The sequence below is a fragment of the Bombilactobacillus mellis genome, assembly GCF_000967245.1.
Taxonomy (GTDB): Bacteria; Bacillota; Bacilli; order Lactobacillales; family Lactobacillaceae; genus Bombilactobacillus; species Bombilactobacillus mellis.
Genome location: NZ_KQ033877.1, coordinates 506,852 through 530,834 on the forward strand (window position 1 = coordinate 506,852; position 23,983 = coordinate 530,834).

The 23,983-nt window shown below is 36.4% G+C and carries 25 protein-coding genes; 18 read left to right on the forward strand and 7 right to left on the reverse strand.

The window, feature by feature from the left end; genetic code table 11:
• The first annotated feature begins 61 nt into the window (after positions 1-61).
• The 8 genes from trxA (at position 62) to JG29_RS02410 (ending at position 6,502) form a co-directional block, all read left to right on the forward strand.
• Positions 62-370: a thioredoxin gene (gene trxA, locus JG29_RS02380; RefSeq protein WP_045922348.1), complete on the forward strand. Its 309-nt coding sequence runs from the start codon at positions 62-64 to the stop codon at positions 368-370.
• A 242-nt stretch (positions 371-612) separates the two neighbouring features.
• Positions 613-753: a teichoic acid D-Ala incorporation-associated protein DltX gene (locus tag JG29_RS08650; RefSeq protein WP_084232501.1), complete on the forward strand. Its 141-nt coding sequence runs from the start codon at positions 613-615 to the stop codon at positions 751-753.
• Positions 754-768: 15 nt separating this feature from the next.
• Positions 769-2,280 (forward strand): D-alanine--poly(phosphoribitol) ligase subunit DltA, encoded by a 1,512-nt coding sequence (dltA, locus tag JG29_RS02385; RefSeq protein ID WP_045922349.1) that lies wholly within the window; start codon positions 769-771, stop codon positions 2,278-2,280.
• The gene (gene dltB / locus JG29_RS02390; RefSeq protein ID WP_045922350.1) at positions 2,273-3,493 is read left to right on the forward strand and encodes a D-alanyl-lipoteichoic acid biosynthesis protein DltB; all 1,221 of its coding nucleotides are present in this window, start codon (positions 2,273-2,275) and stop codon (positions 3,491-3,493) included. Before dltA ends, dltB begins: the two co-directional genes overlap by 8 nt.
• Before the next feature lie 16 nt (positions 3,494-3,509).
• Positions 3,510-3,752, forward strand: a complete 243-nt coding sequence (dltC, locus tag JG29_RS02395; protein ID WP_045922351.1) for a D-alanine--poly(phosphoribitol) ligase subunit DltC — start codon at positions 3,510-3,512, stop codon at positions 3,750-3,752.
• Positions 3,745-5,016: a D-alanyl-lipoteichoic acid biosynthesis protein DltD gene (dltD, locus tag JG29_RS02400; protein WP_045922352.1), complete on the forward strand. Its 1,272-nt coding sequence runs from the start codon at positions 3,745-3,747 to the stop codon at positions 5,014-5,016. The genes dltC and dltD overlap by 8 nt, the downstream gene beginning before the upstream one ends.
• Positions 5,017-5,097: 81 nt before the next feature.
• Complete coding sequence (gene racE, locus JG29_RS02405; RefSeq protein ID WP_045922353.1) at positions 5,098-5,919, forward strand: glutamate racemase; 822 nt, start codon at positions 5,098-5,100, stop codon at positions 5,917-5,919.
• Positions 5,912-6,502, forward strand: a complete 591-nt coding sequence (locus tag JG29_RS02410) for an XTP/dITP diphosphatase (RefSeq protein ID WP_045922354.1) — start codon at positions 5,912-5,914, stop codon at positions 6,500-6,502. Before racE ends, JG29_RS02410 begins: the two co-directional genes overlap by 8 nt.
• 45 nt (positions 6,503-6,547) lie before the next feature.
• Here JG29_RS02410 and JG29_RS02415 read toward each other — a convergent pair whose 3' ends face one another.
• Positions 6,548-7,453, reverse strand: coding sequence for a mechanosensitive ion channel family protein (locus JG29_RS02415; protein ID WP_045922355.1), 906 nt, complete (start codon positions 7,451-7,453; stop codon positions 6,548-6,550).
• Between the two features lie 105 nt (positions 7,454-7,558).
• On the opposite strand from JG29_RS02415, the gene JG29_RS02420 reads away from it, so the two are divergent.
• Both JG29_RS02420 and JG29_RS02425 read left to right on the forward strand, forming a co-directional pair.
• Entirely contained in the window at positions 7,559-7,966 is a 408-nt protein-coding gene (locus tag JG29_RS02420; RefSeq protein ID WP_045922356.1) for a DUF948 domain-containing protein, read from the forward strand.
• 20 nt (positions 7,967-7,986) lie between these two features.
• Complete coding sequence (locus tag JG29_RS02425; protein WP_045922357.1) at positions 7,987-8,262, forward strand: hypothetical protein; 276 nt, start codon at positions 7,987-7,989, stop codon at positions 8,260-8,262.
• A gap of 193 nt (positions 8,263-8,455) precedes the next feature.
• Here the strand turns inward: JG29_RS02425 and JG29_RS02430 are convergent, their stop codons facing one another.
• Positions 8,456-9,559 (reverse strand): M24 family metallopeptidase, encoded by a 1,104-nt coding sequence (locus JG29_RS02430; protein WP_045922358.1) that lies wholly within the window; start codon positions 9,557-9,559, stop codon positions 8,456-8,458.
• A 164-nt stretch (positions 9,560-9,723) separates the two neighbouring features.
• Here JG29_RS02430 and ccpA point away from each other — a divergent pair, with 164 nt between their 5' ends.
• A complete protein-coding gene (gene ccpA / locus JG29_RS02435) occupies positions 9,724-10,734 on the forward strand; it encodes a catabolite control protein A (RefSeq protein WP_045922359.1) in 1,011 nt (336 codons plus the stop codon).
• A gap of 85 nt (positions 10,735-10,819) precedes the next feature.
• Here the strand turns inward: ccpA and JG29_RS02440 are convergent, their stop codons facing one another.
• Positions 10,820-13,666, reverse strand: coding sequence for a transglycosylase domain-containing protein (locus JG29_RS02440; RefSeq protein WP_052696275.1), 2,847 nt, complete (start codon positions 13,664-13,666; stop codon positions 10,820-10,822).
• Positions 13,667-14,018: 352 nt separating this feature from the next.
• Here JG29_RS02440 and JG29_RS02445 point away from each other — a divergent pair, with 352 nt between their 5' ends.
• Positions 14,019-15,176, forward strand: a complete 1,158-nt coding sequence (locus JG29_RS02445; RefSeq protein WP_045922360.1) for an MFS transporter — start codon at positions 14,019-14,021, stop codon at positions 15,174-15,176.
• A 68-nt stretch (positions 15,177-15,244) separates the two neighbouring features.
• On the opposite strand, the gene JG29_RS02450 is transcribed toward JG29_RS02445, so the two are convergent.
• Both JG29_RS02450 and JG29_RS02455 read right to left on the reverse strand, forming a co-directional pair.
• A complete protein-coding gene (locus JG29_RS02450; RefSeq protein ID WP_045922361.1) occupies positions 15,245-16,396 on the reverse strand; it encodes a hypothetical protein in 1,152 nt (383 codons plus the stop codon).
• A 14-nt stretch (positions 16,397-16,410) separates the two neighbouring features.
• The gene (locus JG29_RS02455) at positions 16,411-17,832 is read right to left on the reverse strand and encodes a glycerophosphodiester phosphodiesterase (protein ID WP_052696276.1); all 1,422 of its coding nucleotides are present in this window, start codon (positions 17,830-17,832) and stop codon (positions 16,411-16,413) included.
• Between the two features lie 25 nt (positions 17,833-17,857).
• Here JG29_RS02455 and JG29_RS02460 point away from each other — a divergent pair, with 25 nt between their 5' ends.
• From JG29_RS02460 to JG29_RS02480, 5 genes are all read left to right on the forward strand, one after another.
• The gene (locus JG29_RS02460) at positions 17,858-18,169 is read left to right on the forward strand and encodes a hypothetical protein (protein WP_045922362.1); all 312 of its coding nucleotides are present in this window, start codon (positions 17,858-17,860) and stop codon (positions 18,167-18,169) included.
• 176 nt (positions 18,170-18,345) lie between these two features.
• Positions 18,346-19,746 carry a bifunctional metallophosphatase/5'-nucleotidase gene (locus JG29_RS02465; protein ID WP_045922363.1) on the forward strand — a complete coding sequence of 467 codons (1,401 nt, stop codon included), beginning with the start codon at positions 18,346-18,348 and terminating at the stop codon, positions 19,744-19,746.
• Positions 19,733-20,347: a YutD family protein gene (locus tag JG29_RS02470; protein WP_045922364.1), complete on the forward strand. Its 615-nt coding sequence runs from the start codon at positions 19,733-19,735 to the stop codon at positions 20,345-20,347. Before JG29_RS02465 ends, JG29_RS02470 begins: the two co-directional genes overlap by 14 nt.
• 20 nt (positions 20,348-20,367) lie before the next feature.
• Entirely contained in the window at positions 20,368-21,147 is a 780-nt protein-coding gene (locus JG29_RS02475; protein WP_045922365.1) for a TIGR01457 family HAD-type hydrolase, read from the forward strand.
• Between the two features lie 2 nt (positions 21,148-21,149).
• Entirely contained in the window at positions 21,150-21,782 is a 633-nt protein-coding gene (locus tag JG29_RS02480; protein ID WP_052696277.1) for a TIGR01906 family membrane protein, read from the forward strand.
• 44 nt (positions 21,783-21,826) lie between these two features.
• Here JG29_RS02480 and JG29_RS02485 read toward each other — a convergent pair whose 3' ends face one another.
• Positions 21,827-22,462 carry a VTT domain-containing protein gene (locus JG29_RS02485; RefSeq protein ID WP_045922367.1) on the reverse strand — a complete coding sequence of 212 codons (636 nt, stop codon included), beginning with the start codon at positions 22,460-22,462 and terminating at the stop codon, positions 21,827-21,829.
• Between the two features lie 57 nt (positions 22,463-22,519).
• Positions 22,520-23,506: an NAD(P)/FAD-dependent oxidoreductase gene (locus JG29_RS02490; RefSeq protein ID WP_045922368.1), complete on the reverse strand. Its 987-nt coding sequence runs from the start codon at positions 23,504-23,506 to the stop codon at positions 22,520-22,522.
• Positions 23,507-23,569: 63 nt separating this feature from the next.
• Here JG29_RS02490 and JG29_RS02495 point away from each other — a divergent pair, with 63 nt between their 5' ends.
• Positions 23,570-23,938: a CvfD/Ygs/GSP13 family RNA-binding post-transcriptional regulator gene (locus JG29_RS02495; protein ID WP_045922369.1), complete on the forward strand. Its 369-nt coding sequence runs from the start codon at positions 23,570-23,572 to the stop codon at positions 23,936-23,938.
• Positions 23,939-23,983 lie beyond the last annotated feature (45 nt).

Here is a 23,983-nt window from a genome sequence, read left to right on the forward strand (position 1 = left end):
GATAATTTTGTGATTAACATCGGACTTGCTACAATGATAATGAGTAAGAGGAGATGAGATAATGGTAGAAGAAATTACTGATCAAAACTTTGCAGATGAGACTAGTCAAGGGTTGGTTTTAACTGATTTTTGGGCAACTTGGTGTGGTCCTTGTCGGATGCAGGCTCCTGTAATTGAAAAATTAGCTGAACAGTATGACGATGTCAAATTTACAAAAATGGATGTTGATGCTAATCCGAAAACTCCAAATGAGTTTGGAATCCAAGCCATTCCAACTTTGATTTTAAAAAAAGATGGACAAATAGTCGAAACTATGGTGGGCTATCAAAGTGAGTCCCAATTGAAACAAACTATTGAAAAACATTCATAAAATAAAAATTATAAAAAGGTTTGGGAAATATTTCCTGGGCCTTTTATTTTATCTTCCGGGAGGCACAGCCTACTTAAAGGTATTTTTTGAGAGGGGAAAAGCTGCTTTTTTTATCCAATGAAATAGTTGTTCCTAAGTATGATTTTTACTATAATGTACCTGATTATTGTCATTTGTGATTTAAGCTAAGAACGTAATAAAGCGTTATAATAAACAAATGTTGACAAAGGGAGTAATAACTATTGAAAAAGTTTTTACAACAACACCCAGCTGTGAAATTTATTGCGCAGACACTTTTTTATTTTTTGATTATCATGGCCTTGGTTTATTTGTATAGTTACGCTGGCAACAATAATAGTGGCTTCATCTATAATGAATTTTAGGAGGAAGATGAACTCGTGCGTTATCAATTAACTAATATTTTGACCGCAATTGATCAAAAAGCAAAAAATAATCCCGCTGCTTGTTATCAAGATGATCAGGGATTGCACTCTTATCAAGATTTATATCAGCAAACCAATTGTTTGGCAGCTTACTTTCAATCATTAAACTGGCCCGCTCAGGCGCCGGTAATTGTTTATGGTGATCAAAGTTTCTTTATGATTGTTGTAATGATTGCAGTAGTGAAATCGGGGCATGCTTATATACCTGTGGATGCTCATTCACCAAAAGAGCGTTTAATACAGATTAATGAGATTGCTCAGCCGGCAGCAGCTTTGGGCGTGGTGGATTTGCCGGTTCAATTGAATGTCCCAACTTTGACTTGGCAACAGTTACAATCTAATCTTAACTATCACAAAACGACATGTGATCGTACTCAAAGTATCCAAGGAGATCAGAATTTTTATATTATTTTCACTTCAGGGACGACAGGAGTTCCTAAGGGAGTCCAAATTAGCCACAATAACTTATTAAGTTATGTGAACTGGACTATTAATGATTTTAATTTGCATGAAAAAATTCGCTGCCTGTCACAACCGCCCTATTCTTTTGATCTTTCTGTAATGGATTTATATCCTACTTTAGTATTAGGTGGAACTTTATTAGCTTTATCACATGAAACTACTGAAAATTTTGGGCAACTGTTTCAAGTTCTGCCGACTCTAAACTTAGAGGAATGGGTATCTACACCTTCTTTTATCGAATTATGTCTGTTAGATAAAAATTTTAATCAGAATAATTATCCGCATTTACGGCATTTCTTATTTTGTGGAGAAGAATTAACCCGCAGCACGGCTCAGAGTTTACTGCAACGTTTTCCTAAGGCCCAAGTTTTTAATACTTATGGACCCACAGAAGCTTGTGTGGCTGTGACTTCTTTAGAGGTCACCCCGCAAGTTATTGAGCAAAATCAGCGTTTGCCCATCGGTTTTGTTAAACCGGATACCACGATTACAGCTATTGATGAGAATGGACACGAAAGTTTTGAGGGAGAATTAATTATTAGTGGCCCCAGTGTATCTAAAGGTTACTTAAATAATCCTCAAAAAACTGCGCAGGCTTTTTTTACCAAAGCAGAACAGCCTGCTTATCGTTCAGGCGACTTAGGCTCAATTAAAGCTGACGGCTCAATTTATTATCATGGTCGGACGGATTTTCAAATCAAGCTGCATGGCTATCGGATTGAATTAGAAGATATTGACCAAAATCTTTTAGCCTTGCCCAGCGTTGATCAGGCAATTACGGTGCCTCGTTATGATAAGAATCATCGGGTTAAACAAATTATTGCTTACGTGGTTTTAAATCAAAAATTAGAAGATGCGCAAACAGTTTTAAAACAGCAATTAGCCAAGAACGTAATGGAATATATGATTCCGCAAAGAATCGAAGTTCGTTCACAATTGCCGAAAACTGCTAATGGTAAAATTGATCGCAAGACATTGATGGCAGAGGTAAACGGACATGATTAATTTGCAACCTTATCAAAATCCGCAATACTTTATTTTATTATTGATAGCTTTGTTGCCATTAATGATTGGGCTTTATCGCGGGCAGCGCTGGCATTTTTATGAGAGTCTGGTTTCGCTTTTGTTCTTATTTTTTATTTTTGATGCCGAAAAAACGTCTCAGGGTCTGGCTTTAATTGCCTATACGATTATTCAAACACTGATTGTGAAAAGTTATTGTAGTTATCGCAATAATCCACGTTTTCAGAATAATTTTTGGGTTTTTGCTTTAGCGATTGTTTTATCGATTCTGCAGCTGGTTATTGTCAAGCTAACCCCTTTATTTGCAGCGGGGAATGATTCTATTATCGGTTTTTTAGGTATTAGTTATTTAACCTTTAAAACGGTCGGCATGATTATGGAAATCCGTGATGGAGCTATTAAAGAGTTTAATCTAGGCAAATTTCTCCATTTTTTACTGTTTTTCCCCACCATTTCTTCTGGACCCATTGATCGTTACCGGCGTTTTATCAAAGATTACGATAATGTTCCTAGCCAAGAAAAATATATTGGTTTAATTGGTAAGGGATTGCATAATATTTTTCTAGGTTTCTTATATAAATTTTTACTAGGATTTTTATTTGGTAAAATGTGGCTGCCGCAGATTCAACAATTAGCGCTGGCTCAAAGGCATACTGCTCCTTTAGGAATTTCAATTTATTTGCTTGGTTATATGTATTGTTATAGTATGTATTTATTCTTTGACTTCGCTGGTTATAGTTTATTTGCGACTGGTGTTAGTTATTTGATGGGAATTGAAACACCTGTCAACTTTAACCGGCCTTTTGCCGCCCATAATTTAAAGGAATTCTGGAATCGGTGGCATATGACTTTATCTTTCTGGTTCCGTGATTATATTTATATGCGGTTTGTTTTTTGGGCGATGAAAAATAAAGTTCTCAAGAGCCGAATTGCTATGGCTAATGTCGGTTATTTATTGTTATTTTTAACGATGGGTATTTGGCATGGTGAAACTTGGTATTATATTATTTATGGATTATTTCATGCTGTAGTGTTGATTATGACAGATGCCTGGCTTCGTTTTAAAAAACGGCATCGCCAGCATATTCCATCCAATCGTTTTACGAAATACTTTGCAATTTTTATGACTTTCAATACAGTTTGTCTCAGTTTTTTAATTTTTTCCGGATTCTTAGATACCCTGTGGTTTAAATAATTAGGAGGTTTTTATAATGGATGTAAAAACAACAGTTTTAGATATTTTGGCAGATTTGACTGGTGATGACGATGTGAAAAATAACTTGGATACTTCGTTATTTGACAGTGGTTTGTTGGATTCTATGGCGACCGTGCAATTATTATTAGAGTTGCAGCAGCAATTAGGTATTGATGTGCCGGTTTCAGAATTTGATCGAAAAGAATGGGAAACACCTAATAAAATTATTGCAAAGGTTGAAAATTTGAAAAATGAGTAATCTAAAAAAGCTGGTCAGAGTTATCGCACCGATGATTTTGGCTGCTGCTTTGGCTGTTTTGGTCTTATATGGTCCTTTGCATTTTCCAATTACCAGCCAAACCGTGCAAAGAGCTTCGACTTCTTTAACGGCTAATGTTTTAAGAGGAGATCAAATTAAAGATCGGGCTTTAGATGACGGCTATTTAATGATGATTGGCTCGTCTGAACTTTCGCGATTTGATTCCTTACATCCAGCGGTCCTGACACAAAAATATCACCGCGGTTATCGCCCGTTCTTATTAGGATCTGCGGGGACGCAATCTTTAACCCACTTTTTCTCAACTGAGGCCATGGGGAAGCATTTAAATCATAAACGGGTAGTAGTTTTTATTTCACCGCAGTGGTTTGTAAAAACGGGCGTTGATCCGCAAATGTTTGGCCATTATTATTCCAAACAGCAGGCAGTTTATTTTATTAAGCATGCTAATCCGCAAACGCGTGCTGATCGTTATGCGGCAAAGCGCTTATTGGCTATGCCTTCGGGGCATTCTGACGATAATATTGAAAATGCGTTGCACAAGATTGCCGCTGGAAAAAATATTAGTGGTTGGAATCGATTTATGGTTGGTCAGTTAAGTAGTGTGAATTTACGCCACCAGGATCAGTTATTTACGCGCTTATTTATTGATAACAACGAAAAAATAATTAACGATCGTGCTAAAATGTTGCCGGAGCACTATAATTATCAGAGACTAGATCAATTGGCTTTTATTCTGGGTAAAGAACATACAACCAATAACGAATTTGGCGTCGATAATAAATTTTATAAACGAAAATTACGTCCTTATGTGAAGGGTTTGAAAAATAGCCAAACCAAATTTACTTATGAATATGGTCCGGAATATTCTGATTTTCAGTTATTATTAAATCAGTTTAAACGACATCAAGTAACACCTTTGTTTATTATTACCCCAGTTAATGGTGCCTGGATGGATTATACTGGTTTACGGCCCCAAATGTTGGATCGTTTTGACAAAAAGATTAATTATCAGTTGCGGTCACAAGGATTTGATCACATAGTTGATTTGCACCGTGATGGCAGAATCCCATTTTTTATGCAAGATACCATTCATCTGGGTTGGCGCGGCTGGCTGCGGGTTGATCACAAAATGCATCAGTTTGTCCAGCAACCCTTGACAACGCCACATTATCACCTGGATAATTATTTCTATAGTCAAAATTGGCGTGATCGTAATCCACGAACTTTGAAGCAATTACCATAGTTATGCAAAAGTAATTTTATCAAAAATCAAAGAGGCCGGCGACTTATGTTTCGGCCTTTTTGAATAGAAAGCAGGAAAATAATGGATAATCGTCCTATTGGTTTATTAGATTCAGGAGTAGGGGGACTAACAGTTTTAAGACAAATTATGCGCCGTTTACCTAATGAGAATACTATTTTTATCGGTGACCAGGCCCGTTTACCTTATGGTACCAAATCAGCAGCTACTATACTTCAATTTGGGCGGCAGTTGGTTACATTTTTACAAAATCAAAATGTCAAATTGATTGTTATTGCATGTAATACGGTAACTGCGGTAGCTTTGCCCAGGTTACAAAAAGAATTTACGGTGCCCATCATTGGGGTGATTGCTGCTGGCAGTCAAGCAGCAGTAAAAGCGACTCACAATCAAAAAATAGGAGTCATTGCAACACCAGCCACAATTGAGTCTCAGGCCTATCAAAAAGCCCTGCAACAATTACAACCTCAAATTCAGGTGCATGGCTTGGCAACTCCCGAATTTGTTAGCCTAGTGGAAAGCCGCCAATATCATTCAGTTAAAACCCAATCCATTGTTACACAAACTTTGCAGCCATTATTGAATTGTGGAATGGATACTTTGATCTTAGGTTGTACGCATTTTCCCTTATTACAGCCTTTAATCCAACAAGCCGTTGGTCAGCAAGTGCAAATCATTGATGCAGGCTTAGCAACTGCTAATTCAGTGATTGACCAGCTGCAACAAAATCAGTTGCTGGCTGCTGGGCACTTTGCTCAGCATCAATTTTATACTACCGGTGATCCACAAAAATTCATGGCGATTGCTAATGATTGGTTAGCACCTTTCGTTATTCAGGCCCAGCATCTGGATCTCAGTGAGTTGGAGGAGCAAACAAATGACTGAATTATTAATTGCAACTAAAAACCGCAACAAAGCCCGGGAATTTGCGCAGGCTTTAAATGATGACAATTTGCAAATTAAGACTTTATTAGATTATCCCGATTATCCGGATGTGGAAGAAACAGGTACGACTTTTTCAGAGAATGCCCATTTAAAAGTAGCTGCAGCAGTCAAAGCCTTGCATGTTGCTACCTTAGCTGATGATTCAGGACTAATGGTTGATTATTTACACGGACAGCCGGGAGTACGTTCTGCGCGTTATGCAGAGGATCATAATGATGCCGCTAATAATGCTAAGTTATTGGCAGAATTAGCTGGGGTGCCGCTAGCGCAGCGACAAGCACAATTTTTAACGACTATTGTTTATCAAAATCCAGCAACAAAACAAGAAATTGAAGTTGTTGGTAAACTTTCAGGACAGATTTTAACCGTGCCGCGGGGAAATAATGGCTTTGGCTATGATCCGTTATTCTATGTCCCCAGCTTGCACCAAACCTTAGCTCAACTGAGTACAGAACAAAAAAATCAGATTAGTCATCGCGGTCAGGCAATTAAAAAGTTTGTGGCAGCTTATCAAAAATTATAATATATAAAAAACACTCCTAGGAGTGTTTTTTTAATTCTTAATATCTTATTGAGTTAAGTCAAGAGTATTTTCCGGCATACTGATGTTAGCTTGTTGTAAAGCTGCCAGATAGGCTTCTAAGAATTGTCTTTTAACAACTAATTGGGCCCCGTTTTTGGTGTTTAAACTAATTTGATAATGCAATAAGCCTGCTTGCACGTCAACTGGTCCAATTAATTTAGGAGCTTGGACTAGATCAGGAACGTGGGGTGTCAGATTATTATTGACTTGTTCTAAGACCTGCGTCACTTTTTTAATATTGGTCCGCGGAAACAGTTGTAAATCAATGACCGTGGTCATATTACCACGGGATAAATTTTTAACAATAGTAATGTTTCGATTAGGAATATAATTTAACGTACCATCAGCACTGCGGATTTGCGTTGTCCGTAAACCAATGTAAGCAACAGTTCCGGAAATATCACCTACACTGACTGAATCACCGACGTCAAATTGCTGTTCTACCAGAATAAAAAATCCGGTAACAACATCGCTAACAAAACCTTGAGCTCCTAGACCTAAAGCCAAACTGAAAATTCCGGCTCCAGTAATTAAGGTGCCGACGGGCGCTCCCATAATTGAAAGGACCATATAAATATAAATAAAAGCTAAAAAATAAAAATAAATATTTTGGGTTAAAGTAGCAATAGTGCGCGAGCGATTCGAGCTGGTAGCATTAGTGCGCAGGTTATACGTAACTCTGCCGACAATTTTTTTGCCAAATTTATAGAGTAGCCAAAAAAAGATAGATAGTAAAATAATTTTAACAAGGTTACTTAAAAAAGTATTAAACAGGTTAATCCAGTATTGCGGATTATTAATTTGTTGCAGAAACATAGGTTGCTGATTCTGATTGGGTTGCTGTTTGTTATTATTAATTAAAGAATTATACTTATTTAAGATGTTGTTCAACCTACCACTCCCTAATTATGTTATACATAAAGTATAACCTCTCCAATTGCCGTTGTCATGAAATGATGATAAAATTTAACTGATTATAGTGAGGAGGAAGTTATAATGACAATAGGACAAATAGCTGCTTTAATTGCAGCCATTGCATTTGTAATTTTAGTAATTTACTTAGTAATAATGTTGTTTCAATTGGCCAAGGTACTTAAGAATTTACGAGCAACAGTTTTAGAAACTACAAAGGCTGTTAAAACTTTAACCATTGATTTAGATAAAATCGCTAATCAAGGTAATAATTTAACTGGTAAAATTAACGATTTGATGGATGATGTAAATCAAAAGAGTGGCAAATTGAACCCATTTTTTCAATCACTAGAGAATTTTGGTAATAGTTTAACAAGATTTAGTAATAAGTCAAATGATTCGCAGTACAAGAAAGGTTGGAAAATTTTATCTCCTTGGATGGCTCAAAAAGTAGCTAAGGGTGCGTGGAAAGTTTTACGGAAGAAAAAATAATTAAGTAAAGAAGTGATAATATGTCAAAAGCCAAATTTGCCATCGGCGCTGCAATTGGTGCCGGACTATCCTATTGGGCAGCCAAGAAAGTTGTTAGTCATAAAGACCTGATCATTAGTTTTGTTACGGATAAATTTGATCAAGTTCCTAAAGTTAATAAGCAAAAAATGAAGCAGGCTTTTAATGAGGAAACGAGCAAGCTGCAACAAACGATGAATACAAAAAATTCGGCCGATATAAAGACTAATTTTGATGATATTAAATTAGATGCGGACCAGATTAATTTGGATAAATAGCCTACTATAAAATGAAGACCGTAATTAGATGGCCTTCTTTTTTTGTATGCAGATAACAGCAGCTAATCATTGCCAAGATAAGTGGTCCTCTTGCTATGTACAGGTGAAATATGGAATTTTTGGGGATGCATTTTTATCCAGCAAACGATAAAAAAGTGATCGTTAAAAAACGACCACTTTTTGAGAAGAAAATTTATTTAACTGGTAAGACTTGGAGTTGCTTAGTAGTATGAGTAAAAGGTTCATTACCATCTTCGGTTAGATAGACACAGTCTTCAATTCTGACACCTGCTACACCTTGAATATAAATACCAGGTTCAATAGAGAAACACATGCCGGGCTTTAAGACCATGTCATTACCTTCCATAATCGATGGAAATTCATGCGTAGAAGTTCCAATACCATGGCCTAAACGATGAATAAAGTATTCACCATAGCCAGCATCGGTAATAATCTTCCGGGCTACAGCGTCTAATTGCGCCGCGGTAATTCCCGGTTTGGCTGCATCCATAGCCGCAAGTTGGGCTTCTAAACAAACGTTATAAATTTCTTTTTCTTTATCATTGGGAGTACCAAAAGCAACTGTCCGTGAAGCATCACTCATATATCCTTGATTGACTGTTCCTAGATCAAAAAGGGTCAGGGCATTGGCTTGAATTTTATTTTTTTCCGGTCCACCATGGGGATTGGCGGCATTGATACCAGATTGAACAATAGTATCAAAACTAGTATGCATGACACCCTTTTTCATTAAACCATACTCAATTTCTGCAACTACCTGTTGCTCACTGCGTGCAGTTGATAAAGCTTCAAAACCCAGCTTAAAAGCATAATCTGCTTGACGTCCTGCTTCTTTCATTAGTTCGATCTCATCCGGAGTTTTAAAAAGTTTTAATTGATCCAAAAATTCGGAAGCATTACCAGGGAATTCAGCTGCTGGGAATTGTTCTTGAACAGCTTCATAGCGGTGATAAGGTAAATCTGCTTTTTCAATAGCCCACTTGGTAGTATTGGCAGTTCTTTCTTTAATGTGATCGGCAATTATTGCAAAGGGATTTTCATGATCTAAATAACCATAAACATCATGGTTCCAGCCGGCTTTTTTGGCAGCCCCAACCTCTAATTCCGGAGTAAATAAGAACGGTTCAGCTTCCGGAAACACAAAAAGCGCTAATACCCGCTCTTCAGGGTCACTACTGAAACCGGTAAAATACATAATATCGGTTGGGTTACTGATGTAAGCAACATCATAGCCCGAATCAGCCACCCATTTTTGTAAACTTTGTAAATGATTCATACATAATTCCTCCCATTATTTGTTAATAAAATTATAGCACTTTTAAGAAAAAAACATATTCTTGGCCTGAAGCGCTTGCAATTGGGAGAATTTTTTGATAAATTTAATTATGAAAATCTATGAAAAGAATAGTTTTCAGAAAAGTACAAATCGAGGTAATAGTTATGAATAAAAACGACAAGGAAATCACGATTACCGACGTTGCCCGGCAGGCAGGTGTGTCTATGGCAACGGTTTCGCGAGTTGTTAATGGGAACAACAATGTTAAGGAAACAACTCGTAAAAAGGTTATGGAAGTTATTGACAAGCTTCATTATCGCCCGAATGCTGTAGCACGGGGATTAGCAAGTAAAAAAAGTACAACTATTGGTGTTATTTTACCAAGTATGACGGATTTACTCTATGCTAATTTGGCTAAGGGGATTGATGACGTCGCTTCTATGTATAAATATAATATTATTTTAACCAGTCTCAAAAATGGTATTGGCAGTGAACAACAACTCTTCAATGATTTGTTAGCTAAGCAAGTTGATGGCATTATTTATATGGGTGAAGATGTTTCTGCTTCATTATATAAAGAAATGTCTAATTCCCGCGTACCAATTGTTTTTGCAAGTGCAATTGATCCTGAGAATAAATTTGCCAGTGTGAATATTGATTACGTGACAGCTGTTCGTGATGTCATTAAGTTACTCATTGATTCCGGTAATACTAAGATTGCGATGGTTACTGGTAATTTAGATAGTCCGATTAATAGCAAGTTTCGTTTGAAAGGCTACCAGCAAGCATTGGAACAGGCAGGTTTGAAATATTCATCTGCTAATGTTTTTGAGACAGTTTATAATTTGACCGCTGGAGCCGCTGCTTGGGATGCTATTCAAGATAGTGGTGCAACCGCAGCTTATGTTGCCAACGATTTATTAGCTGCAGGTGTTTTGAATGCTGCTTTAGATGCCGGTGTCAGAATACCGGAAGATTTTGAATTGATTACCGGCAGCAATACCATTTTATGTGATGTTACTCGTCCGAAAATGACTTCTATTGCCCAGCCTTTGTATGATATTGGTGCAGTATCTATGAGAATGTTGACTAAGTTAATGAACGATGAAAATATTCAAGACAAAACTATTCTGTTACCATATAGTTTAATTAAACGTGGAACCACACGCAACTAGTTAATAAAAGCAGCCGAAATACAAGCGTATCTCGGCTGCTTTTGTTCTGATTTAAAAAGATTATTGTAATTACATATTACTCGCTTTAAGGAACAGAAGAGGAAGACTCGTTTTCTGAAGTCAAACTGTTGTCTTCATTATTGTTCAGGGAACTCTCTTCAGTATTTAATGAACTGGCAGGTATTTGCGCAGTGGTAGTTCTATTAGGGATCGGATTATAACCCGGACTATTAGTGCCGCCGCTCCAAGAATTAGTAGAATTATTATAAGAATTATTACTTTCATTATTAGTGGTACTTTGGGAATTATTATTCCAGACATTGCCGGAATAATTGCCGAAAATAGAATTCGGACTAATTGCTGAATTATAACCTAATCCATTACGATGACTGGATTTGCTGGTATCTTCACTTAAATACTTAGTAACCCCATAACCGTTATCTTTACCAAAGTAGTGATCCCAAAATAACTGATAATTAGCGTCCTTACCACCAATAGCAAAATGCTTACTGAGAGGGTTGGCATGGGCTTTATAAAAGAGGCTGGTAGTAACTGGAGTGGATAAATAGGACTTGTAACCTTCATAGATTGTACTGCCGGGTAAAGTTCCCGTTGCCGATAAAACTTTTTGTTCGTTAACACTGGCAGGACGGGGAGTCTTTTGCTCTGCTTGTAATAATTGCGGATTAACTTGATAAACACTGTTAATTAAATTTGCCCAGAGGCTTTGATTGGCTTCAGTAGAATCATCAGCTAAATTATAATTATGTCCATACAGATTGTCATAACCGATCCAGGAAGCTAAAGTAACACCGGGAGTACTGCCAACAAACCAATTATCGCGGAAGTTATTGGAAGTCCCTGTCTTACCAAAAGAATTCTTATAATTAAAGTTTAATTGATAGGTCAAAGAAGAAGCTGTTCCTTCTGTAATAACCGAGTGCATCATTTTTTGGAGGATATAACTAGTACCTGGTTGAAAGACGCGTTGACGTTTTTGTGGATGCTGATAAATGATATGGTGATTAACATCTGTTATTTTATCGATATAGTAAGGAGTAATATGAACTCCTTGATTGGCGAAAGTCGCAAAAGCGCTGGCTTCTTGGGCGACAGTAAAGCCATTACGGGTTCCGCCTAGGGCAATTCCCAATTCCTGATATTCTTTTTTGCTTAATTTAAGACCTAATTTATCCATATAAATTTTGGGATTAGTTTCTTGCTTAACTTGTCGATAGAGATTAACTGCAGGAATATTTAAAGACTGTTCTAGAGCTTGATCGGCTGGGACAAATTTATTAGCGATTGTATCGTCAAAGTCAGTGGGAGCATATTTTTTAAATTTAACTTTAAAATCAGCCAACATTGATTTGCTGCCAATTAAGCCGTGTTCAATGGCGGGAGCATAAACTAACATGGGTTTAATAGATGATCCCGGAGAACGACGAGTGTCAAAAGCATGGTTTAATTGATTATCTTTGAAATTCTGGCCGCCAACAAAGCCTAACACTGCCCCGGTATGGTTATTAATTAAAACACTACCGTGTTGAACGGGTTCTTTAACAGAAACTATTTTCCCGGTGTTAGGATCTGTAGCTTTACTTTGATGGACCGTTCCTAATAAATCGGCATTCTGCTGAAAAGCGCTCTGCATATTATCGTAAATATCTTTATCAATGGTCGAGTGGATTTGATAATCATGCTCACGCATTAATCTATTAGCGCGTTGACTATAGGCTTGATAAATATCCTTATCCTTAATAACTTCAGAATATTTAACATTATCTTCTTTAGCTAATTTTTTTATCAAACGAACTCGTAATTGTTCTGTGAGAAGGTTATAGAGATAACCGTATTTGATTTTAATTTTGGGTGCGGGCTGTTGAGCAGCAAACTGGTCTTTTAAATTAACTTTTTTAGCTGCTTCATACTGTTTTTTGTTAATATCGTGATTGCGATACATTCTAAAAAGGACAACGTTTTTACGCTGTAATCCGAGTTTAAGATTATTATTAATTCTTCCTTCATCATCATAAGGGGTATAGACCGAGGGGCTTTGAGGTAGACCTGCAATAAAAGCAGCTTGGGCTAAAGTGAGATTATTGGCATTAGTATTAAAAATTCCCTGAGCAGCAGCTTGGACACCGGCGATGTTTTGTCCGCGATTGTTACGTCCCATAGGAGCGACATTCAAATAAGATTCCAGAATCTGATCTTTGGAAAAATGTTTTTCTAAACGAGTGGCTAATAATATTTCCGTAGCCTTACGTTTCCAAGTGGTTTCAGAAGACAATAACTGCATTTTAACCAGCTGCTGTGTCAGTGTCGAGCCCCCTGTTTGGGCACCAAAACCTGTAGCTTCCGAAATAAGAGCCCGAAAAATTGATTTGGGTACAACCCCGTGATGGCGATAAAAATTTTCATCTTCAGTGGCAACTACCGCTTTTTTGAGAGTGGGTGAAATTTGATCAAAAGCAACTTTTTGTTTCACCGTATCGCTAGGAACGCGCTCCATTTTTACGTTATTAGCAAAATATAACGTGGTTGATTGATCAACCTTTTCGATCTGATTTTTGAGACTAGTGTTACTAGGAATGGGTTCTTGTTTAATAATGGCGCAAAAATATCCCGTTGCCATTCCTAATCCAAGGCCAATTAAAAGAATGAGGCCGACAACAACCGATAAGACTAATTTGCGGATAATCCCAATGGTTAAATTGATTTTACCATTTAAAGAGGTAGGTAAATCCTGACTATTAATAACCTGATATTTTTGCTGAGCTGACTTAGTAGGTTGCTGATCGGTGATATACCGGTTATGCTGTGGTCGCTGATAGTTTTGAGCATGAACTCCAATCGGTTCATTTGTATCTAGAAAATGCTTTTTTAAAGTTTGATAAACTCTGTCCCACCATGAACTACGCTTACTCAAAAAGAAAACCTGCCTTTTTATTTATCTCTAACATTATATAACAAGTTGTTTTCTTCTGTATGCATTCTCCAGAAAAATTATCTATTAATAAAGACGAAATTGTACTCATCAGATTGTGATCTATATGAAATAGAGTATCACGAAGTGTTTTTTGCGCAATATTTTTAAAGAAAAAAAGAGTTGATCAGCCGGTGTTAACAAAAAAGGAAGCTATTTTAGTGACCATTATAAAAAGATGAGTTTCTGAAGCGAAAACAAGTGTATTATACAATCGAATATGTTAGCATATTAATAACGCTTTGCAGAATGCTGAGCGCTTTATTTTTAGCTAGGATAGGATAGAAGTATGAATATGACGAAAGAAACCAAGCGCGCAATTTATATTTTAATTTTTGGAAATTTTTTAATTTGTTTAGGGATTAGTTTGGTTATCCCCGTACAGCCGTTTATTAAAAAAATGTATGGCTATTCCACCACTGATATCGGAATTATGACTTCTTTATACGCTTTTGCCCAATTTTTAGCTTCTCCAATTGTGGGCAGAATTTCCGATCGGATGGGCCGAAAGGTTGTTATCGTTACCGGCTTATCACTGTATATGATTTCGGAAATAATTTTTGCACTATCTAATAGTTTGTGGCTTTTTAATGTTTCTCGAATTATTGGTGGTTTATCGGCAGCAATGTTTATGCCGACTTCTATGGCCATGGCTGCTGATTTAACGGATAAAAAGGAACGGGCCCGCGTAATTGGCTGGATTTCGGCGGCTTTTAGCGGCGGTCTGATTTTAGGCCCAGGTATTGGCGGTTTATTAGCAAATTTTTCGATTAAAACTCCTTTTTGGGCAGCAGCTGCTTTAGGTCTGATCAGTACTATTTTTACAATAATCTTTTTAGTCGATGAACCGCAAAACTTGATGACCAAATCAGAAAAAATTAGTTGGAAACACTTTTTAAAACCAATGATGATCGTTTTATTTGCTATGATTTTTATTTCTTCTTTTGGCTTGCAAGGCTTTGAAAGCATCTATAGTATTTATGTAAATCAGGTTTTTAAGTTTAGTATGGGAACTATTGCTTTAGTATTAACGCTCAATGGCATTAGCTCTTTGTTTTTTCAAATTGTAATGTTTGATTGGTTGACTCGGCAATTAGGTGAACTGCATTTAATTGGTTTGTGCTTTTTTCTCGGCGGATTATGTACTGTTTGGATTACCCAGGCGCATCATCAATTAGAAGTTATTATAGCTACTTTAATTGTTTTTACTGCCTTTGATATTGTGCGGCCAGCAATTACTACGTTATTAACTAAGACTAGTCAAGCTAATCAGGGACTAATTAATGGTTTAAATATGTCTTTAACTAGTGTCGGGAATGTTGTCGGTCCGATTATGTCCGGAATGTTAATGGATATGAACCCGCAAGTTCCTTATATAGTAGTTGCGATGATTCTTTTTGCTTCCTTTGTAATTACACTTATTGTGCAGCGAGTAGCAGTTCAGAAGAGTTAAAAGTTTTTCTAGTTTAATAATTACAAAAAAAAGACCACGAGCAAAATGCCCGTGGCCTTTTTGATAATTTATTTAGTGCAAGCTATGCGCGCTAAAACAGCGGTATAAGCAGCAGTTAAGAGTGTTAGTTGTTCGCAGGTAGTGCAAGGATCATTAACTAATAAATTACCAAAAGCAAAACTATTGTTCAGAATTGAGTGATAACAACTGGGCCTTAAAACTAATTGCGACGTGGTGGGTTTAATAACCTCTTGATAAGCAGCTAATATCTTGTGGCTGAGAGGATTAGATTTAGCATTTCTTTGAATAGATGCAATATTAGATTGGAATTTTGTCTGATAGTGCTGAGACAATTGGTAACAACTGTGATAATAGTCTTGCAAATCCTTAGAATTAACAGCATTGTGCGGCACAATAATTTTAATCCAGCCACCAGCAGCTTGCTTATAAAAGGCCTCAAAAGAACTATTTGGCAGCAGCGAATTTAAAAGATAATGTAAAACCAATAAAAATTGCTGACTCCCACTATCTAAGGGCAATTTTAATAAGAATTGCTCAAGGATTGGTTGCAAAGATATATTATGATTAAGTGTTGAAGAAATGGTAATTTTGACTTGTCTTTCAGCAATATCTAAATGGCCTTGAAAAGGATATTGATTGATAAAATGGAACCATTTTTGATGAATTTCTTGCCAATTCACAGTCATTAAGAAAATCTGAAGATTGGCAGTATCACTTTGCCAATGAAGTTTGTCTAAATAAGATCCTTGAGTATGGCTAGAAGGAGCAAAATTAAAAGTGAAATTAGTAGTGGGATCAAATGGTGAATTATCAGCAGCAACAATACTGGCTTGAGGAGCAGTGGTAGTATTTAAATACTGTTGTAAAATCTGGGGATCATTATTTTGAAAAATTATTAAACGTAACCGTTGACGAACGGGCAGCTGTAGTTTTTTCAAGAGTCCAAAAGCCTGATAGGCGGCCACTGTTTGCACTAATTGCGGCGCCAATGCAGTAACGATGATGGCAAAAGTATGAGTCCCATGACCATATTCCAATTGACCAATATTAGAATTAATGATTTTAGACTTAATGTGTTCTTGTTGTCCCCAAAGGATAATTTGGTTGATGATTTGATCCGGTGTCTGTAAGTTTTTTAGCTGAGCCAACTTTTTTTGAGAGTCAGCTTGCTGCATAGATGCTAACTTGTTCCAATTCATAAAAGCCTCTTTGCTTATCGTTTTAGTGGGATATAATTTTGAATACTATCGAGATTGGGTAATAATTGTGTATTATAGCTAATTGCTGGTAAAGCAGAGATCAAACTCGGCTGGGAAAATTGAGAGTAGGGCGAAGATTTAAGATTACGTTGTAGAAGAATATTATTGGTTTGCATCGGGGCACGATTTTTTTCTAACTGCGGATTGAGCTGTTGGGGTTTAAGGGGAGTATCAATTAACAAATTATTTAAATTAATCCAACCATAATTGTTTAATTGCGCATAACTATGACCATCAATATTTTGTAAAGCACTGATATGATAGATTTGATTGAATAAGAGACTACCGGCTGGTTGCTGGAAGCTCCCTGGATCTTTCCAAAGTGTCCTATCAGTTAAGGGCGATTTTAATTGGGCCTTCTGCTGCCAAAAAGGTGCTAAATTGTGCACTAGATCTGCTTGCACGAATCCTGTAGTATTAAGAAAACGGTTATCAGCAATTTGAAAGAAAGTCTGCTCTTGGACATGGACTATTTTTTGAATATGGACCCAGCTTAAAGGTTGGAGATCTCCCTTTTGCGGGGCTTGAGGATAAGGATTTTCCCAAATGGGAGCTGCTTGCTCATTATAGTAAATAGCATCAAAATTTGCGTCATTTTGCTGAGAATGTTCGGTCAATCGTTGATAATAGACAGCGGTGGCCGGGAAATTAGTAACAATACCATCTATTGGTAGATTAACTAACCAATTCCATTGCTGGGGATTTTCGTTCATTTCATCCCAAACATAGACCTGCTGTCCCAAAGCATGCAATTGGTTAATTAAGTTGGAATTCAATAATGAAGAAGAAACATTGACTGCATTAGAATATTGAAAAACTTCAAAATTTAAGCGACCTAAACTGCCTGCAATAAAAATACGGGGAATAGCTGGCATGAGTTCTTGCATATTTTTTAAACTTGCCAGCGAAAAAGAATGAACCATCACTCGATTTTGCATGTGATACTTTTTAATACTATTGGTTAACAGGAATTCCATGTTTTGCGGATTTCCATGTTTGGTTTTTTTAGTTTCAATGAGAAATTTAATATTTGGCTGATCCTGGTAATGGCTGAAAAGTTCTTCCAGAGTATAAATATTTTGGCCGTTGCTTTGTTTTAATTGGGTTAATTGGCTGGCCGGGTGCTCTGATACGATGATATTTTGGCCTGTCATACGAAATAAATTACGATCATGTGAAATAATTAGTTGGTTGTCACTAGATTCATGTAAATCAAGTTCTACCCATTGAGCTCCTTCATTAAAGGCCGTATCAATACTTTGAAAACTTTCTTCGGGGGCTTTGATGGGATCGCCACGATGACCCACAACGACAAAGCCGGTATTAGAAATAAATAGAAATAATAGTAAAATAGTAAGTGAAATCTTTTTAAACATAATTAACCTCATGGGAGCTATTAGTATGCAAGAGTATCAAAATTTTAACTTAATTGAACAAATTACCCGTAATGATGGCAGTAAGTATTTTGAATTAGGTAATATTTTTTTAAATGGTCGTGCAGAATTAGCGGCTGAGCGTGGCTTCATTCAAGAAGTGCGAATTTTAGAATTAAATATTCCTCGTTCTACTGCGGTTAAGACTTATGAAAAATATATAAATGAAAATTATGAATTTCCTGATGTCAATTTTGACCACTGGGAAGAATGGGATAAACCAGCTGGAAAAATTCAAACGGCTTTTCAAGAAATTCTGCGGGCTAATCATATCAATTAAAGCACTGGGTTAGTAGTCTACTAGTTTTTTAAAACTATGAAAACAATAGAATATAAAAAGCTATTTGTTATTTTCGGTATTCTACGCCAGTTGCTAATTTTAATATTCTTTCTTGACCAATTCTAACATGAATTGGCTGGAATAATCTGAAAATATGATAATAAGGAGGATGCCTCATGGAAAAGCTGCATATTATTCACACAAATGATTTACATTCGCATTTTGAAAATTTCCCCTTGATTGCACGTTTTATCAACCAGCAGCGGCAATTGGATTTGCAAAAGCAGCAACAAACTTTTTTATTTGATATTGGGGATGCTTCTGATCGAGTGCATCCTTTAACTGAAGCAACCATGGCACAAGCCAATATTGCTTGGATGAATCAGCAGCAATATGATGCAGTAACGATCGGCAACAGTGAGGGTTTATATTATGACCATCAAATTTTAGAGCACATGTATGATCGGGCCAATTTTCCGGTTATCGTTGGTAACTTATATGAATCTCAAGGAAAATTACCCGCTTTTGCTCAGACCTATAAAATTATTCAGACTAATGCGGGAACTAAGCTGGGCATTTTGGGCTTAACAGCACCGTATCTGTTAACATATCCATTATTAAATTGGGATATTCGGCTAGTTCAAGATGTTTTGCCGGCTTTAATTGCCAAAGTGCGACCACAAGTAGATGTATTAATTTTGTTGTCACATCTAGGAATTAACACAGATCGCTATCTTTGTCAAAAATATCCGCAACTAGATATAATTATTGGTGGTCACAGTCATCACTTGTTGCCTACAGGTACTATTATTGGCAAAACGTTAGTTACTGCAGCTCAAAAATATGGTAATTACATTGGCAATATTTATTTAACTTTAGAAAACCATCAACTCCAAACCCGAACGGCGCAAACTGTTGCAACCAAATCTTTGCCGCACTTAAAAACTGATAAAAAAAGTGAACTGGAATACCAAAGAAAAGGAGAAGAGCTGCTAAAAAAGCAATTGGTAGCTAAAATACCTTATCCCTTGGAGGCTAGCCCAGCAGGAGAGCATCCAGCTATTAATTTAGCTTTAAAGGCTCTAGAACAAGTAACTAATACAAAAGCAGCCATGCTCAATTCCGGCTTGTTTTTATCTGATTTGCCAGCAGGAATTATTACCCAAAACGATATTCATCAACAATTACCACATGCAATTCATCTTATGAAAACCACACTTTCCGGCCGCGAATTATGGCGCTTTTTAATGGAGGTTAACAAGAATCGCAATTTCTTGCGGCATTTTCCGCAAAAAGGCATGGGGTTTCGGGGGAAAATATTTGGAGAAATAATATTGGATGGTGTGGCAATTAATGAAAATACAAGACAAGTTTTTTATCAAGGTCAGGAATTAGATCCGGTAAAAAAATACGAGATTGCGTTATTAGATCATTATTTATTTATTCCCTTTTTTCCAACTTTACAAATTGTGGGCGAAAATCAGTTATTGTATCCTGATTTTTTGAGAACCGTTTTTGCCCGCTATTTAGCACAAAAATTCCCTTTGAAAGTAGGTGCAAAAAATGACAGACACTAATAATATTGAAGATAACTCCAAAAAAAGTTCGACTTTAAGTAAAAGTATTGCTCACGCGATTGCAGCGAGTGATGATGAAGCAGAAATCGAACTTGCGGCAGACGTAGTGCAATTAAGTACTGATAAAGTAAAAATCAATCAAGATCTGTATAATATTACCATTAATCATGGCAATCAATTAGATACTCGTCGCTTGGCGCGCCGTTATAACACTGTTTTACGTAAATATGACTACATTGTAGGTGATTGGGGTTATGGACAATTACGCTTACGGGGCTTTTATGATGATATTCGTCCCCAAGCAAAAATTGATCAGAAAATTTCTACTTTACAAGATTATTTATTAGAATATTGTAATTTTGGTTGTGCATATTTTGTCCTTGAGCGCGAGCAGAAAGAACCGGTTAATCCTACTAAAAGAACGGTTTTAAAAAAGAAGAGCAGTAAAAATCATCGTCATCGTTCAACCACTCGCTTTCATCGTCGTAAACTTAATGAACTAAAGAAAACAAATACTGCACCCAAAACTAAAGTGAAGCCAACGACCAATACTAGAAATATACACAAAAAAGCACCATTTAAAATTCGCAATTTAAAGTAATAAATTTTTAGGGGAATAGTATGCAAAATTATCAAGGTTATTTAATAGATTTAGATGGCACCATTTATCATGGGCGACAGCCAATAGCTGCCGCCCAACGTTTTATTAAACGCTTACAAGCAAATAACATTCCGTTTATTTTTTTGACCAATAATACTACGAAAACGCCGCAACAAGTTGTGGATAATCTTGATCAAAATCATCAGATTCAAGTAACCGCAGATCAAATTATTACGCCTTCTTTGGCTACTGCTAATTATTTACGGGAACAAAGTTCGGATATTAGACAAAAATCATGTTTTGTCATTGGTCAGGTAGGATTACAATCGGCCATTTTCAAGACAGGCATTCAGTATAATGAAATCAATCCTGATTATGTGGTAGTCGGCTTAGATTTTGATGTGACTTACCATAAATTCGAAGTTGCTACTTTAGCTATTAAACGCGGTGCTCAGTTTATTGGAACTAATTCGGACACCAATTTGCCTAACGAACGAGGTTTAGTTCCGGGTGCCGGGTCTTTGGTTTCTTTAGTAGCAACAGCTACTCAGCAACAACCAGTTTATATTGGCAAACCCGAAAGTATTATTGCTAATTACGCTTTAAAAATTACCGGATGGTCGAAAAAGCAGGTAGCTATTATTGGTGATAATTATAATACTGATATTAAGTGCGGTTTAAACGCTGGTATCGATACAATTTTAGTGTACACTGGTGTTAGTAATCCAGAACAAGTGGCACAAGAAACGAGCCAACCAACTTATCAAATTAATAGTCTGGATGAATGGGATGTGGATTGAAAATGCTGATAAATATCGCTTTTGATCTTTTGTTGACGGTTTTTACTATTTCTAGCACGTTGATACTAACAATTTTGGCCAGTTATTTGATTTTTTGGATAGATGCCCGTTATTTACAATTAGATTTAGTAACGAATTTAAGTCAACAACAGATCTGGCATAATTATCAGCAAGTGATGGATTATTTAACTCACCCCTGGGTCGCTAAACTAAAAATGACTAATTTTTTTTCATCAGCAGCAGGATTAGAACATTTTTCCGAAGTGCGACTTTGGTTTATGGTGGGGGTAATTATGTGGCTGGTTAGCCTTTTGTTACTAGTTTGGTGGCACAAACGCGGCCATTTTCAACAAAGACTCTGGATTAATCAATATTTTATAGTCATTTTAGGCTTAGGGATTTTAGTGCTTGCTCTATTAGCGATTATTGATTTTGATGGCATGTTTACCGTCTTTCATCATCTTTTATTTTGGAATAATGATTGGCTGTTTGATCCAAACAAAGATCCCGTGATTAATATTTTGCCGGCTTCCTTTTTTGCACATTGCTTCTTATTTGGATTTATTGTTTGCGAACTAATTCTGTTGAGTTTTTGGCTCCAAAGTCGGCGTTTATTAAAATCACATCGTAAATAAAAAAGGACTCAGGTTAATTCCTGAGTCCTTTTAGTTTTATATTATTAGGCAGCTTTTTTGGATTTGAAAAAGCCAATAATCGCTGGCAAAAGAGAAATAAAAATAATACCTAAAACAATAAGAGAGAAGTGCTCTTGAACAAACGGCAGGTTGCCGAACAAATGGCCGCAAACTAAACAGATACTTACCCAAATAAATGAGCCGATTAAGTTATAGTGGATAAATTTGGGATAAGTCAAGGCGCCACTACCAGCTACGAAAGGAACAAAGGTACGCACAATCGGAATAAAACGACCTAAGGCGATGGCTTTGCCGCCATGCTTATCGAAAAATTCTTGGGCTTGTTGTAAATATTCCGGCTTGACAAATTTGTGAAACCAGGGTTTACTTTGGAGCCACTTATTTAAATATTTACTAATAAAAAAATTACTAGAATCTCCGCCAATAGCGGCAACCAGAAACAAAATAAATAAAATCCAAAAGTTTAATTGACTAGCATTATTGGCTGCTAAAGCTGCTGCTGCAAACAATAAAGAATCTCCGGGTAAAAATGGTAAAATAACGGCACCCGTTTCGATGAAGATGATTAAAAATAAAATAATATATGACCAATTACCAAAATTATTGACTAATTCAGCCAAATGACGGTCTACATTTATAATAAAATCAATTAACTGCATATATGCTCCTTTTTTAATGAGTTTAAAATCTTAGTTTATCATAAATATAGATATTTTTTAATTAAACAATGATGAACTATGACCAAAATGAGATTTTTCAGGATAAAGCTGCTGAATAGCACTATTAATGGCAAGCATTCCTTCAGCAAAACCCAAAGTGATAAGCTTTTGTTTACCGGTATAAGTGACAGCATCTCCGGCTGCATATACGGATGCTAAATTAGTTTGCATTTTTGAATCGACAGAAATAAGAGGTCCCTGCAATTGAAGCCCCCATTGGCGTAAGAGACGAGAATTATTGGTCATGCCGTAATTAACTAAGAGCTTGTCAACATTGATTTGAGCAGTTTGATCAGTGCCTACGATTTTATAAGTAACCACTAATTTATCGCTTTGGGGGTCTAATTCTAAATGTGTGATGATATTAGGAGTTAAAATTTGAACTGGTGATTGTTGCAAATTAGTAACACTGGATTCTAAAGCACGAAATTGATCCCGACGGTGCAGAAGATAAGTTTGATGAGCAATTTTACTAATTTCTAAAGCCCAATCAACGGCGGTATCACCACCACCAGCCACTAAAACGTCACAGCCTTTGTAATCTTGCAAATCTTGCACAAAGTAATTAAGCTGTTTTCCTTCTATGCTGGGATCATAAGCAAAGGTTAATTTTCGAGGTTGAAAAGGTCCATTACCAATAGTAATAACAAGAGCCCGTGCAGCGAAGGTTCCATTGTTAGTTTCTATTTGGTAATAATCATCCACTTTGGTGAAATGTTGCACAGTAGTAGCTACTTGAGTTTCATAGTTAAAGCGCTGATCTTTTATTAATAAGTTTTTTGTTAGATCTTCGCCGCTGATACCAAAATTGCCCGCTACATCGTAAATTTTTTTCTGAGCATATAAAGTATTTGGCTGCCCGCCTAGAGTAGGCATGCTTTCAAATAAGATCGTCTTTAAATTACGCATGGCCGCATAAAAAGCAGTAAAAATTCCTATTGGCCCACCGCCAACAATTGCTATATCAAAAATATTTTTGGTCATCTAAATTCACCTCATAGTTATAGTATACTTAATATAATAAGCTGAAAGTCGGAGGAAGTGCTGATGAATTTTAAAATTGGTGATATTGTTTATGGTAAAGTGTCTGGAATTAGAACCTATGGGGTTTTTGTTAAGCTGGATAACACTGATGAACAAGGCTTAATTCATATTTCAGAATGTAAAAATGGATATGTGCCTAATCTTGAACGACTGTTTCAAATTGGTCAACGAATTAAAGTTATGGTATTAGATATTGATGAATATACTAGTAAAATCAGCCTCTCTATTAGGGCACTAGAGCCGGTTTTATATAACAAAAATCATTTCCATAAAAAGCATTATTGGACAAATTATAAACATAAAATTGGTTTTCAAACAATTGCTGATATAAAGGCAACTTGGGTAAAAGAAGCAGTTAAAGATATGGAATAATTTATTTTTTTAAAAAAAAGACTTGCATCTGCGGACAAAAGTTGG